The organism is Peribacillus sp. CSMR9 (assembly GCF_033141925.1).
GTDB lineage: Bacteria > Bacillota > Bacilli > Bacillales > DSM-1321 > Peribacillus > Peribacillus simplex_A.
The window spans coordinates 1-12,830 of sequence record NZ_JAOPHO010000029.1 but is presented as its reverse complement, the minus strand read 5'-3'; the positions used below and the strand labels follow the sequence as shown (position 1 = coordinate 12,830).

13 protein-coding genes and 2 pseudogenes are annotated in these 12,830 nt (G+C 39.0%); 8 read left to right on the top strand and 7 right to left on the bottom strand.

The features are described from left to right. Window positions 1–35 precede the first annotated feature (35 nt). Genes N9I19_RS14160 through N9I19_RS14140 form a run of 5 tightly spaced genes read left to right on the top strand, consistent with a single transcriptional unit; the run spans window position 36 to window position 3,698 of the window. Complete coding sequence (locus N9I19_RS14160) at window positions 36–1,337, top strand: aromatic ring-hydroxylating oxygenase subunit alpha (RefSeq protein ID WP_089364499.1); 1,302 nt, start codon at window positions 36–38, stop codon at window positions 1,335–1,337. Window positions 1,338–1,358: 21 nt separating this feature from the next. Next, the gene (locus N9I19_RS14155; RefSeq protein WP_089364500.1) at window positions 1,359–1,868 is read left to right on the top strand and encodes an aromatic-ring-hydroxylating dioxygenase subunit beta; all 510 of its coding nucleotides are present in this window, start codon (window positions 1,359–1,361) and stop codon (window positions 1,866–1,868) included. 41 nt (window positions 1,869–1,909) lie between these two features. Then, on the top strand, window positions 1,910–2,698 hold the full coding sequence (locus N9I19_RS14150; RefSeq protein WP_284470888.1) for an SDR family NAD(P)-dependent oxidoreductase: 789 nt from the start codon (window positions 1,910–1,912) through the stop codon (window positions 2,696–2,698). 39 nt (window positions 2,699–2,737) lie between these two features. Then, complete coding sequence (locus N9I19_RS14145; protein WP_317778145.1) at window positions 2,738–2,869, top strand: hypothetical protein; 132 nt, start codon at window positions 2,738–2,740, stop codon at window positions 2,867–2,869. Window positions 2,870–2,885: 16 nt separating this feature from the next. Beyond that, the gene (locus tag N9I19_RS14140; RefSeq protein ID WP_317778144.1) at window positions 2,886–3,698 is read left to right on the top strand and encodes a VOC family protein; all 813 of its coding nucleotides are present in this window, start codon (window positions 2,886–2,888) and stop codon (window positions 3,696–3,698) included. Between the two features lie 475 nt (window positions 3,699–4,173). Here N9I19_RS14140 and N9I19_RS14135 read toward each other — a convergent pair whose 3' ends face one another. From N9I19_RS14135 to N9I19_RS14120, 4 genes are all read right to left on the bottom strand, one after another. After that, a complete protein-coding gene (locus tag N9I19_RS14135; protein WP_089364502.1) occupies window positions 4,174–4,401 on the bottom strand; it encodes a twin-arginine translocase TatA/TatE family subunit in 228 nt (75 codons plus the stop codon). Between the two features lie 229 nt (window positions 4,402–4,630). Then, window positions 4,631–4,774 carry a hypothetical protein gene (locus tag N9I19_RS14130; protein WP_284470885.1) on the bottom strand — a complete coding sequence of 48 codons (144 nt, stop codon included), beginning with the start codon at window positions 4,772–4,774 and terminating at the stop codon, window positions 4,631–4,633. A gap of 15 nt (window positions 4,775–4,789) precedes the next feature. Beyond that, window positions 4,790–5,959 (bottom strand): ZIP family metal transporter, encoded by a 1,170-nt coding sequence (locus N9I19_RS14125; RefSeq protein WP_284470884.1) that lies wholly within the window; start codon window positions 5,957–5,959, stop codon window positions 4,790–4,792. A gap of 18 nt (window positions 5,960–5,977) precedes the next feature. Beyond that, the gene (locus N9I19_RS14120; RefSeq protein ID WP_317778143.1) at window positions 5,978–6,994 is read right to left on the bottom strand and encodes a multicopper oxidase domain-containing protein; all 1,017 of its coding nucleotides are present in this window, start codon (window positions 6,992–6,994) and stop codon (window positions 5,978–5,980) included. Window positions 6,995–7,197: 203 nt separating this feature from the next. Here N9I19_RS14120 and N9I19_RS14115 point away from each other — a divergent pair, with 203 nt between their 5' ends. The 3 genes and pseudogenes from N9I19_RS14115 (at window position 7,198) to N9I19_RS14105 (ending at window position 8,398) form a co-directional block, all read left to right on the top strand. Continuing rightward, window positions 7,198–7,551: a hypothetical protein gene (locus N9I19_RS14115; RefSeq protein WP_317778142.1), complete on the top strand. Its 354-nt coding sequence runs from the start codon at window positions 7,198–7,200 to the stop codon at window positions 7,549–7,551. A 10-nt stretch (window positions 7,552–7,561) separates the two neighbouring features. Further along, window positions 7,562–7,759 (top strand): hypothetical protein, encoded by a 198-nt coding sequence (locus N9I19_RS14110; RefSeq protein ID WP_317778141.1) that lies wholly within the window; start codon window positions 7,562–7,564, stop codon window positions 7,757–7,759. A gap of 146 nt (window positions 7,760–7,905) precedes the next feature. After that, a pseudogene (locus N9I19_RS14105) lies at window positions 7,906–8,398 on the top strand (recombinase family protein). A 98-nt stretch (window positions 8,399–8,496) separates the two neighbouring features. Here the strand turns inward: N9I19_RS14105 and N9I19_RS14100 are convergent. The 3 genes and pseudogenes from N9I19_RS14100 to N9I19_RS14090 form a co-directional block, all read right to left on the bottom strand. Continuing rightward, a pseudogene (locus N9I19_RS14100) lies at window positions 8,497–8,739 on the bottom strand (transposase); the annotation flags it as partial. 220 nt (window positions 8,740–8,959) lie between these two features. Continuing rightward, complete coding sequence (locus N9I19_RS14095) at window positions 8,960–10,129, bottom strand: serine hydrolase domain-containing protein (RefSeq protein WP_317778140.1); 1,170 nt, start codon at window positions 10,127–10,129, stop codon at window positions 8,960–8,962. A 509-nt stretch (window positions 10,130–10,638) separates the two neighbouring features. Continuing rightward, window positions 10,639–11,835, bottom strand: coding sequence for a macrolide family glycosyltransferase (locus tag N9I19_RS14090; protein ID WP_317778166.1), 1,197 nt, complete (start codon window positions 11,833–11,835; stop codon window positions 10,639–10,641). Window positions 11,836–12,830 lie beyond the last annotated feature (995 nt).

Sequence of the window (12,830 nt, the reverse complement as noted above, 5' to 3'; positions counted from 1 at the left end):
TTATGAGGTCAAATTTATGGAAGGGAGAGAAAAGTATGCTTAAAACTGATAAGTCCCTGGAAGAAATGTCGAAACAGCAAGTTGTTAACTATTTGAACGAAACGGTTAAACCAGAGGAAGGCGTTATACCTGCATACCTCCTTGGAGATCAAAAGGTTTATGATATAGAACATGAAAAAGTGTTTTTGAAAACATGGGTTTTTGTCGGCCATGAATCTGAAGTACCCAACAAAGGAGATTTCTTGACCCGTGAACTGGCTGGATATTCGCTCATCATAACCCGTGACGGTGAAGGGGAAATCAGGGCGTTTTATAATATGTGCACACATCGCGGAATGAAACTATGCCGTGCTGATAAAGGAAACAAGTCTTTATTTACGTGTCCCTATCATGGATTTAACTTTAAAAACACTGGTGAGCTAGTGGGGGTACCACTTCAAAAGGACATATATGGGAGCACACTTGACCGCTCAGAAATGGGCCTTCACAAAGTGAAGCTTGATTCTTATAAAGGACTTTTATTTGGAACTTGGAATGAAGACGCTGAGCCGCTTGAAGAGTTTCTTGGAGATATTAAATGGTATTTGGATATACTCGTAGGACGCGCAGAAATGGAAGTTATCGGGGTCCCGCAAAGATTCGTTGTTAATTCCAACTGGAAAGTGGGTTCCGATAACTTTGTTGGTGATTCCTATCACACGATGGTCACACACGGATCCATTGCAAAACTTGGCATGGTACCCAATGCCACCTATTCAAAGCGTGGTTTTCAAATCCATATGGATAACGGCCATGGGCTGAACTTAGGGACACCTAACCCTGACTTCGCCTTCCCGGAAGAATTGAAAGATGAATTTAAAAGTAATTTGTCTGAAGAACAATATGAAGTTTTATCAAACTTAAAGAATATGATTGGGAACGTTTTCCCCAACTTATCATTTTTAATATCCCATACAAAAATCAAAGACCAGTTCATCTCCAACACTTCAATTAGAATGTGGCGGCCAATTGGTCACAATAAAATGGAAGTGATCGCTTGGATGCTCGTCGAAAAGAACGCCTCCCAAGATTGGAAAGATAGATCAAGAGATTCGTTTATCTTGACCTTTAGCCCATCCGGTATTTTCGAACAGGATGATACGGAAGTGTTTACGGATATTACTGAAGCAGCCCAGGGCCCAATGCCTTTCCTAAAGAATTTAACCTATAATTATACCATGGGTCTTCATCGTGACCCTGTTGATTTCATAGGACCGGGCATTGCTTACGATGATAAATTCACAGAAGCGAGCCAACGGAATTTTTACAAGTACTGGCTGGAGTTGATGACGAAATGATAAGCGGGAGGGGGAATGGAAATGAATGTGGAGAAAATGTTGCTTAAATGTGAATTTGAACAGTGGCTGTATGATGAAGCACAATTACTGGATGATATTGAATTTGATGATTGGTTCGATCTAATGCACTCAAGCTTGCGCTACCAAATGCCTGTTCGCATTAATAAAGAAGGGGTGGAACGCCCGGATTATTCAACGGAAATGTTTACATTTAATGATGATATTGAGCTGCTGAGACTGCGCGTGGATCGTTTGAAAACAGATTATGCATGGGCGGAAATACCGCCATCAAGAACACGCCGTTTTGTCTCTAACGTGCGCGTTAAGGACTTTGTTGAAGGTGAAAAGGCAGTCGTCAAGAGCTATCTTCTTATCTATCGAAGCCGTAGCACGGATATTCAACACGATTTGATTTCGGGCGAACGAAATGATGAATTCATATTCGAAGAGGGTAAATGGAAACTTTCCAAACGGATATTCATCGTTGACCAAACAACGATAAATACCAGGAATCTTGCTATCTTCGTATAAATATTACTAGCATAAAAAGGATAACAAGGAGGCTGGTTGTAATGGCAATGGCGTTAAAGGATAAAGTAGTGTTGATTACCGGAGGGAACTCTGGTATAGGGGAAGCTGTCACTAGACGTTTCATACAAGAAGGAGCAAAAGTTAGCATTATCGGCCGCTCAATAGAAACGCTGAAGAAAATGAAGGAGGAATTTGGTGAAGGGATTCTGGTTCATCAAGGTGATGTAAGCAAATATGAAGACAATGAGAGGGCTGTACAGGCCACTGTCAGGCAATTCGGAAAGCTGGATGTTTTCGTTGCTAATGCTGGAGTCTTTGATGGGTTTGCCAAATTTGCCGACGTAACTCCCGATGCACTTTCCGAAGCATATGACTTTCTGTTCGATATTAACGTTAAAGGATCTTTCTTCGGTGCAAAAGCCGCTCTTGATGAACTGCAAAAATCGAATGGCAATATTATTTTTACTGTATCCGGTGCTAGTTTCTATCCTGATGGCGGCGGGGTTTGGTACACAGCAAGCAAGCATGCTCAAATAGGGTTAATGCGCCAACTTGCTTTTGAACTCGCTCCGAATATTCGGGTAAACGCTGTGGCGCCTGGTGGCACACTGACGGCATTATCGGTCATTCCTCCTCTAAGTCCATTCGTTAAAATCGTGGATAATGATACGAAGGCCAGCAGCATAAAGAAAAGAAATCCACTTCAGCTTGCCCAGATGCCCGAAGATCATGTAGCTGCTTATGTCCTGTTAGCATCGGACGAAGCGCGTGCAATTACCGGTGAAGTCATTTCCAGCGACGGTGGTTTGTCAGTTCGTGGACTGGGTTGAGTTTATAACAAAATAAACTGTGGAAGAAGGTTTATAAGGTTGGCAGAATCACTATTGGGCAATAGGAACATTAATCAACTTGCATTTGTTGTTAAAGATATTGAAGCTGCTAATCTAGCTTTCACAAGACTGCTAGGCATTAAGAAGACAGAACCCATTTCTAACTGGTGACAGTTCTGTTTCGAAAGTGACTTTTAGAGGTGTACCAACGGAATCAAAATCTAAACTGGCTTTTCTGAATACACCAACCGTCCAAATTGAACTAATAGAACCAGATAAAAATCCAGGAACGATGCGTGAGTTCCTGGATGAAGTAGGTGAAGGGATCCACCATATTGCTTTTGATGTAGATTCTATCCAAAAGAGACTGCCAATCATGGAGAAAAGTGAATACCCAGCTTTGCAAACGGGTGAATTCACTTCAAGTGACGGCCGGTATGTATATGTGGATACACTAGATGATCACAAAACGTTAGTTGAGCTGCTTGAAAGTGAAGAGCCAAGAAAAACGGCATGGGAAAGACCAGAAGATGAAAGAGTTCAGCCGTTATTAGGGACTAACAGAGTGGAACAGCTTGCGTTAGTTGTAAAAGACCTGGATGCGGCTGCAGATGCATATTGTAAGTTGTTGGGTATTGAAAAACCTCCCATCATTCATTCTGGATCAACCGAAATTACAAATGTGATTTACAAAGGGAAGCCCACTGAAGGAGAATCTAGATACATGTTCATCGATACCCCGTTAATTCAGGTTGAATTAATCGAGCCGGGCGAATCACCTAGCACATGGAAAGATCATCTTGAAACAAATGGTGAGGGAGTTCACCATATCTCTTTTGTCGTTAAAGATATGGAAGGTAAAATGAAGATGTTGGAGGAAATGGGTTATCCGGTCATACAGACAGGTAACTTTTTTAACGGAAAAGGGCGATATGCCTATATGGATACAATATCGACCTTTAAAGTGATTATTGAATTACTAGAACGTTTTGATGGGTAAACATGTTTCATTCCAAGAATATCAAAATGCTTATTCTTTTCAAGGAATCAAGCTGGTAAAAACAATAGTAGGCGGAGGGAGTAGGGGATATCCGAAAAAAACAGGCTTTAGTATAGCTCTAATATACTTTATAAATCCAGATGAATAATATCGTCGAACAAGATCATCGGTTTATTAATTAGCGAGTTCGTTCTAAGTTAGGCTAAAAATATTTCGAACAGCCAAACAATTAATCTGTGGACTAGGTGATGCATATGCTGAAAAAAGGGCAACTTCAACAAATGGTGAAGTCTGCCTAAAGTGAGAGAGTAAAACCTCATAATTCATAGTGGAAATAGATGTTGAGGTTATATGTTTCTAACAAATCATATTTGCATCAGAAACCGATAAGATGTATATCGCTGTATTCCTTGGCGGATGTCTCGTTTTTTTAAAATAAAATAAATAGACGAGTTGCCCCGTCTACCCTAGTACCTTATGAAACTGACGATTTATCCAGTTTCTTTTCACCAGTCGTTAACTCAGGATTATTCTCTTCCTCTTTATCTTTTTCATCAGATACTAATCCATTGGTCGCACTTTTGAATTCAGTTAAAGTACGTCCAAAAGCCCGGCCGATTTCCGGCAGCTTTTTTGGTCCAAAAACAATCAAGGCAATGACAAGTACTAATATTAAACCTGGAATTCCGATATTTGAAAACATTAATAATCAGCCTCCTGAAATTGGAATTCTTTACAGAGTAACACAAAGGCATCGTTTCGCCAGGGTGACGTGCCATCCGCCACTCGGGTGCTGGACTGAAATGAATTACGCCTCTTCATTAGGGGGGAAATGGTGGTGTAGGCAAATTATGACGCCCCCATGTTTTTGAACCTTTAGAGAACACTCTTTAAATGATGGTCGTACATGTGACCTTATTTCAAGAAATCACCTAAAAAACATGAACAAGAGAATAGAAGTCTCCTGCAATGTCTTCTTCCTTGACATCTACTAATCCTTTAATTGATTGTTCACTTAAAGAACAACCTATTCCCGACAGTAGGAAGCTTTTCAGGTCCAATACTCCAAGGTTCATTTATTTAGTTCTCTCTTAAAATTTAACGAAAAATGCAGTAAAGTACATGATTAACAGTCCAATCGTGAATCCAGAAAGGTTTAACCATGAGACAGATGGTTCTCTATGTGTTCTATGATCGTCAATGAGCATTTTCGTTATTACATAAATTACTTGAAGAATTGCCCCTGCACCAATACCCAGGAACAAAGCTCCCCAAATTGGCGAGAAGATGAACGCCCCAACCCAAGTACCTAAAATGGCGGGTGCACCTGCGATACCTCCCAGTAATAAAAAGTCTTTCAATCTAGGTGTGGTCTTTAATAAAGGAGCAGCGATTCCAATACCTTCCGTAATGTTGTGAAGGGTAAATCCGATAATTAAAAAGGTTCCTAAAGCGGCTTCACCAAGAGAAAAAGAAGAACCAATTGCCAAGCCTTCCCCAAAGTTATGAAGTCCTATTCCAGTAGCCATCAACAAAGCCATACCAAAAGGTGAATACCCCTTCTTTTCTTGCTTTCTTTGTTGATACTGATCAAAGCCGATTAATAATAAGAAGGTTAAGGAAGCTCCAATAATGACAATCATATTGCCCTGAAAGACAGAAGGAGCTTCTGCACCAATCTCAAATCCATCAGCTAGCGTCCCAACAAATAAAAATAAAAGCAGCCCAACGGTAAGGGCAAGAATCGAATTAATCCACTTTCGTGAGAAACGTTTCATAAATGGATACCACAACAGACCCAATGTAATCGGCACTATTCCAACATAAAAGCCTATTAAGCCGTAGTTCAAAAAGTTGTTTCGGTTGGTTTCTGGAGTAAGCGTGGTGGCTGCAAGTGCACCTTCCGTGATAATTCCATTTTCTGTGATTAATTTAATGGTATGTGGATCACCTTCCACCCATGGGTAAGCGATGTTTACCTTTCCTTCCTCAAATCGTTCAAGTGTAGCTTGAGGGGAGACACTGTAATTCCACACCGAATCATTGACCATAACTTGGGAAATCGTTAATGATGTGGGTCCCGTATTACTAACAGATAATTCGAAACCGGTATTAGTTACCTTGATGCGTTCAATGTTCAACACTTCTATTGGTGCTGCAGGATCTTTTTCTACACCTGCTCCATTCTTTAGCACCAATCCCAGCACACCTATTAGTATTATTAACGGTATTAAACCAGTAATTATTCCTTTCCCCTTCATACTAATATCTCCCCTTCTTTACTCGACCTCAAAAAGTCCCATCCAGCCTAACTCAGCAAATTCACTAACATGGGCATGAAACATATATGTTCCCGCGTAAGGAAAACGAACCTCAATTATTCCACGCTCTCCCTGACATTGCATGATGGTATCTGTAAACTGGGAGGGGTTATCGTTTCTACCGGTTGGATAGTACGTAAAATAATTCGCATGCAAGTGAAACGAATTTAATAAGTCAAATTCTGTTAAATTACTTAGATAGATCCGAACGAGTTGGTCTTTTTTAATTTTAATAGGGTGATTCATAAATGCGAAGGCATAGCCATTCACTGTGTAAAATTCGTTTTCGCCATCTAAATCCAAATCAAATCCATTCATAACCATGTTTAACTCGAATGCCGGCTCTCTTGGCTTCTTTGGATCAATAATAAAATTACCGTATAGACCTTTATGGATATGGCGGGCTAGGGGGAGTACATGGCAATGGTAAATTTGTAATCCGTATGGTTTCGCTTCAAATTCGTATGTGAATTTTTGTCCAGGAAAAATGGAAGTTAAACCGTCCATCTCTGGAGGATGGATTCCGTGAAAATGAATAGAGTGGGGATGGCTGCCCTTATTAATAAAGTGAAACCGCAAAAGGTCCCCTTCGGTACAACGAAAAGTTGGTCCTGGAATAGTCCCGTTATAAGTCCAGCCAGGAAATTTAATACCTTTGGCAATTTCAATTTCTTTATCAATGGCCACGACCTCGTATTCCCGGAGTGTTTGCCCGTTTGGCAGCTTGGTAACTTTTCCATAATCAAACTCAGTAAGGAGCCGTTCTGCCATTTTATAACCTGTGGTTTTTGTTTTATCAATCATGTTTGAATGATTGGAATGGTGGCTAGTTTTGTGAGACGAATCATTTGCTGCCTTAGCTACAGTTGGAAATTGTGCCATTTTATTGAAGTAATACGTTCCAGCTACCCCAAACGCTCCTGCAGTCCCCATCTTTAATATATCTCTGCGGGAGACCTTGTTTTCTTCAGACATTACTTGACCACCTCTCAAAAAGTTTCTTTAAGGAAACTTTTTTTGTATTAGCTATAATTTAAAACAGAGACAAGGTTCATGTCAACATATTTTTGCAAAATGCTTCGTATGCAAAGACACGCAAGTACAAATCTGTGAGAGGTGCATCAATAATTCATGATCCAACTCTAATTATTAGTTTTTTTGTTCAATTTGAGTACAGCTTGACTATATTTCTAGAAGTGGATGATATTTTTGGTAATGCTAAAGTACACTTCGTTGAAAGAGAAGATTTGGAGTATTTTATCGTTCATTTTGAGGAATGGTATGGTGACGGCCAAAAATTTGTCAAGCATGAACGCATTGCACATAAAGTAGGGGGTTATCTTGGAACGATTAAGGCAAGGAAATTAACGAATGTCAATGTGACCGTTCCAAATAAGGCAACGATCTACACCATGCAGCATGATCTTCTTATTACCGACTTGATACATGAACTACAATCGGAAAAGCAGGCCGTTGACTTTATATCGAACAGAGAGGGAAATTCGCTTTTCTATGTTAGGAGAAGGAGATAATCAAAGTAAATTGAAGGCCTACAATGATAATCGAGACCGAATACCAGATGCTGTTTTCTTTTTAAAGGAACTGATGGGAACGTCTACCACTTGGGTTGTACTGGAATTGAATAAGAAAGATCGTAAGCGCTATGATTACAAGATTAAGATGTTTGATGATATGCTTTCCGGTGGACGACGGGACCATCAGCTTTACTCCTACGATTAGGTGATCTGTTTTGCGAATGACGTAAAAATTCATAATGCGATCAATCAGGCCAAACAGCGGTTGATTAATGCCAGAAAGATTACTGTGCGTAATATGGATATGCCAGAGTGAGTACCTTAAACCAAGATTCGGAATCTGAAATTCAAATGTTGAAAAAAGGTTGCGAAGTAATTTACTCCGAAAAGTTTACGGGGACAAAATTTGATCGTCCAAAATTTAGAGAACTACTTTCTGTACTAGAAACTGGAGATACACTTGTTGTAACAAAATTTGATCGCTTTGCACGTTCGGTAAAAATGTTATTCAAACAATTAGATTGTTTTCTCTAAAAAGGGGTTAAGGTTCATATACTCAATATGATAGTAGTGGAAAATACACCAATAGAAAAAAATTGATGTTTAATATTATGAGTTCATTTGCCGAATTTGAAAGAGATACGATAGTAGAACACACAAGAAGAAAAGCGATTCCAAAATTAAATCCGGATTTTAAAGAAGGGCGAACAAGAAATATAAAAAGCAGATCGCACATTCTCTTGATTTATTAAAAACGAAATCTTATAGACAAGTTGAATAAATGACAGAGATCAGTGTAAGTACCTTGCCGCGGGCGAAAAAACAACACGAAGAAAAAAAGTAAAGGTATTAGTATTGTGGCTTGATATGAAGATAATAAATAAAAGGAAGTGAAATCTATGTTTATGATATTTAGAGGTTGTCAGTCTATTAATATTCGTTATTTAATGCTTGATAAAAAAGTGGAAAATAATCTTTAATGATATAAACAGCCTTATATTCACTCAATTTTCGTTTCTTCTTGATGAGGAGTAATTGGCGCATTTGAAGCATATTGGGGGAACAAAGAAGGATGCTAATTAATTGTCCATATAGATGACACTCTAATCTTTCCAGTTTTACAGAATTACATTGCTTAATACGAAAAAATGATTTCCATGTTTTAAAGTTAAGTTCAATTTGCCAACATCATAATGAGTAAAAACGCCATCCTTTCCTATGGTTTTACAGAAAGAATAGCGTATTTTTTCATTTTAAGGAGGATTTTGTTTTATTAGCTTAATAGCATGGGTTGCCACCTGGATTCCAAAAAGCCCTAAATTTATTTTTAAAAGTAAGTCGGGGCTTTTGAACCAGAAAAGTATATTTTTAACTATAAAACTACGACAAAATTTTTCCTTTTTGCCTACTTGCTAAATTCAGCAAGTAAAATATTTTTAAAAGGATTAGGACTGTTATCTCTACCCAAACTGTTCAAACTGACGACCAACGTATGCTTGCCTCCAAGTGTACCTCCAGCAATAGTAGAAAACCCTAGAATGCCACCTGTGTGTCCCCATATCGAGACACCGTTTGGAAGCTTGGTTTCATAGATTCCAAGACCATATCCATCGATTCCATCTCTTCCTGTAGAAACTGTAGTAAGCATTTGTTTTAGTTGCTGTTCCTTTAGTAATTTGCCATTGAGCAAGGAGGAGAAGAATTTATTTAAGTCGTCAGCAGTAGAAATCATATCTCCAGCCGAGCTAGCTGCACTTGGGTTATAATAGGTAACGTCTTTTATCTCACTTGCTTCGTCTGGTTGGGAATATCCACGGGCGTGCTTGGTGCCTGGAATAACGCTTGAATTACCAGGTAGGAATGTATCCGACAATTCAAGCGGTTCAATAATCCGATTTTCAATCTCTTCCGCGTAGCTGTTTCCGGTTACTTTTTCAATAAGAATACCCAGTAATACGTATCCTGTGTTTGAATAGGACCAGCCCTTTCCTGGGTCAAAGTCTGGGGGCAGTGAAATCCCCATCTTCACTAGTTCTTCAGCCGTATACGATTTTTTTGTATCCATAAAATCAGCGTCTTTTGACCTTGAGTATTCAGCGATACCACTTGTATGGTTCAATATCTGCCGGATGGTAATCTGTTTATCATTATATCCGTTTCCTTGAATGACACCAGGCAACCATTTTTCGATGGAGTCGTCTAGACTCAAGCGGTTCTCTCCAGCTAATTGAAGTACAACCGTTGCGGTGAACGTCTTCGTCACGCTGCCAATGCGAAAACGAAAATCTGTTTTCATTGGTTTCTTGGTGCTCAGATTCGCTACCCCAGCGGCATAACCCCACGTTTTTCCACCCTCGGAAGTTTTAGCAAGTATCCCTGGGAATCCAAGTTGCAATGTGTCCCGCATTGCTTGCTTGACGGAATTATGACCTCGTTGAGTGCTTGTTTGTAACGGACTAGATACATTTTGAGTGGGCTTTACTTTTGCAATTGAGGTTGGCGATGTGTATAGCAGGGAACTTCCAGCTAGTAAAAGGGCCAGACTTGCAAATGTAATTTGCTTACGTATTTTCATAAGGCATTCCTCCTCCTCTATTAATATTGTATAGGTGATTTCTTACTGTTCCTTACCTCCTGACAAGGCTTAGGGAAAAGGCCCTCTCTCATATAGATAGATTAAACCCCCAGTACAAAGGTATCTATCAATATCAACAATTTGAGCCATTTAAATCTCCATCCCTTCTATAACAAAATTATTTAAAGGTATGAAAGCATATTATGTAACCTTAGTTAATGTAGATTAATACAACATGAGATATACCATCAACCCATATTTTACTATTTTATCCATAATATGTATTGAGGAGGAGTGTAAATTCGAATCATTTCCGTACCCAAACTATTGATCGTCTTTTTCACCTATTATAATTAGATATTTAGAATTTCATTTTATAAATCACAGTGAAAAAGGATCTTCAACGAAGATCCTTTTGATGATTCAATTGACCTGTTACTTCGATAATCTCTTCTAGGAGTGATACAGATGTCAATCGATCATTTTTCTGACCGTACCCCTTATATGCCTTAGAAGATACCCGAACTTACCTTTTTTAAGTACTCATCTATAGCCGTTAGAGCTTCTTTTGCTCCACCTGCTTTTTTAAAGCTATTGCTCAACTTCTTAGCATTTTCCCGATAAGCAGGATTGGACAATACCTCTTGAACGGATTCTTGTAGCTTTTCTATGCTTACTTCATGTGGATCAATTCTAAACCCGGCTTGAAGTTCCTCTAATCGATTAGCGATCATAGGCTGATCTGAGGTCTGGGGGATGACGACAAGGGGCACTTCATAATAGAGAGCCTCGCTCGTACTATTCATTCCTCCATGGGTAATGAAGACGTCCGTATGCTTTAAAACTTCAAGCTGCGGTAAATATCTACGTACAATGAAGTTTTCCGGCAAAGGCTGCAGCTTGGCTAAATCAGTAGCCATGCCCACTGAAAATATGACTTTCCCCTCAAAGTTTCTAAAAGCCTCTACACAGGTTTGAAAGAAAGATTCAAATCCTTGCAATATGGTACCCATTGAAATATACAGTACTTTCTGGTCTTTCAGTTCCTCTAACGGAAAATCATGTGTTTGCACCCGTTTCGTGATGGAAGGACCGATAAATACATATGAATCATCCATATATTCTCCACCTGGTTGAAACTCTCTGCTTGTATAGACAATATTCAAATCAGAAGTATTCATCATAAATTGGAAGTGGTGCTTTACCTTCACACCGAAACGTTCCTGGATCCGTTCCGTTATAGTCGAATTTTCTTTCTCCATTTCCGGCGATGGATTTAGAGGAAGACCTTTGCTACTTTCTAGCATTTTCAGGAATTGCTCCTGAGGAATAGCGAAGGAAGATGATGAAGAGATAGAAGGAATGTTTAAATAGTCTTTGACCAGTAGTCCCGCACCAAATGTATCATGATACACATAATCAAATGGGATGGAATCAGCTAATTCTTGAACAACAGCCAAAATATCATAGGAAAGTTTTAATTGGATTTGCATAAATTCATGGATACTAGTGACTTTTTGAGGTGTTAATCCCTTTAAATGATTAGGATGAAGGTATACATTAGCACCCAAACCTTCAATTCTCTCTTTAAATTCTTCAGTGGTTACGTAATGAACAGAATCTCCACGATCAATTAAAGCTTTTACTACACCAAGAGTCGGATTAACATGGCCCTCAGCTGGAATGTTTATCATTAATACATTCATCAACTTTCATTCCCCTTTTCAATAATATATAAATCACTCAATCTCTTTTCATGATACATACCATTCTTATCTTTTTCCAATATAAACCATCGTATTTATCTATAAGGGGGGAGGCAAGAATTATTTCTTTTTTAAGCCATTCACTAAAGACAATAGTGATTTGAGCTATTAATGAAGTTCTACGTCACTTTTTCTTTATCGTTAACTGATGGATTTACAGGAGCTTTTATGCCGATCTCATAAATGACTTATAAGACATCTATGACATTTTTACCTCTGTGGCTCCAAAAGTAACGAATTCTTGCCGTACCCCGGTTAAGGATAGAAAAGTCATTGCAAAAAGTACTTTAAAGAAATGACATATGCATTGTAAATCTGCGTTTTGCTGGTGGAACCCCATGCCCATCAAGCTAAGGTAAAATATTACCTCCTAAACGAAAAAAGCGCTATCCTTTCTGTAATATGATGGAAAGGATGGTGCTTTGTGTGTATGGTTAAGCCAAAAGGTAGCGAATACTTCCTTAACTCAGCTATGTTGCTGTCTAGAATCTTCAACCGGTGTATTAATGAGTCCAGAAGGACTCAATCAACTTGTTGGTAAAATTATGGTTTATCGTTTGGTTGCTGGTTCTGGGCCTAATTGCTTGAGGAACTAAAATGTAGTCAGTGTCCAAATTGGTCACAGGGCTTCAACCTTAGGATTTCTCCACCAGTTGCCTGTCAGCTACGAGGCGACTTGGCTCTTACCTCGGTTGGACTTTCACCAACTAACAATTAACGGCTTGCTGGGCACACAACATAAAAAAACCGCTCCTTTTCGAGCGGTTTCCTCTTAGAATTGAAGGTTATCCATTCTATGTGGCAATGCTTGCATGAAAACAATAAAAATTAATAATTTCCTACACAAAAAAACAGAAACAGAAAAACGTTTAAATGATCTCCTTCGGTAATCTTGGATAAAGCAGGTACCTATAGCCCATACTAAGAAAACGAGA

What these genes read in the sequence shown, in the direction of transcription:
- N9I19_RS14160 (WP_089364499.1), top strand. Translation starts at nt 36, where the DNA reads ATGCTTAAAACTGATAAGTCCCTGGAAGAAATGTCGAAACAGCAAGTT.
- N9I19_RS14155 (WP_089364500.1), top strand. Translation starts at nt 1,359, where the DNA reads ATGAATGTGGAGAAAATGTTGCTTAAATGTGAATTTGAACAGTGGCTG.
- N9I19_RS14150 (WP_284470888.1), top strand. Translation starts at nt 1,910, where the DNA reads ATGGCAATGGCGTTAAAGGATAAAGTAGTGTTGATTACCGGAGGGAAC.
- N9I19_RS14135 (WP_089364502.1), bottom strand. Translation starts at nt 4,401, where the DNA reads ATGTTTTCAAATATCGGAATTCCAGGTTTAATATTAGTACTTGTCATT.
- N9I19_RS14130 (WP_284470885.1), bottom strand. Translation starts at nt 4,774, where the DNA reads ATGAACCTTGGAGTATTGGACCTGAAAAGCTTCCTACTGTCGGGAATA.
- N9I19_RS14125 (WP_284470884.1), bottom strand. Translation starts at nt 5,959, where the DNA reads ATGAAGGGGAAAGGAATAATTACTGGTTTAATACCGTTAATAATACTA.
- N9I19_RS14120 (WP_317778143.1), bottom strand. Translation starts at nt 6,994, where the DNA reads ATGTCTGAAGAAAACAAGGTCTCCCGCAGAGATATATTAAAGATGGGG.
- N9I19_RS14095 (WP_317778140.1), bottom strand. Translation starts at nt 10,129, where the DNA reads ATGAAAATACGTAAGCAAATTACATTTGCAAGTCTGGCCCTTTTACTA.
- N9I19_RS14090 (WP_317778166.1), bottom strand. Translation starts at nt 11,835, where the DNA reads ATGAATGTATTAATGATAAACATTCCAGCTGAGGGCCATGTTAATCCG.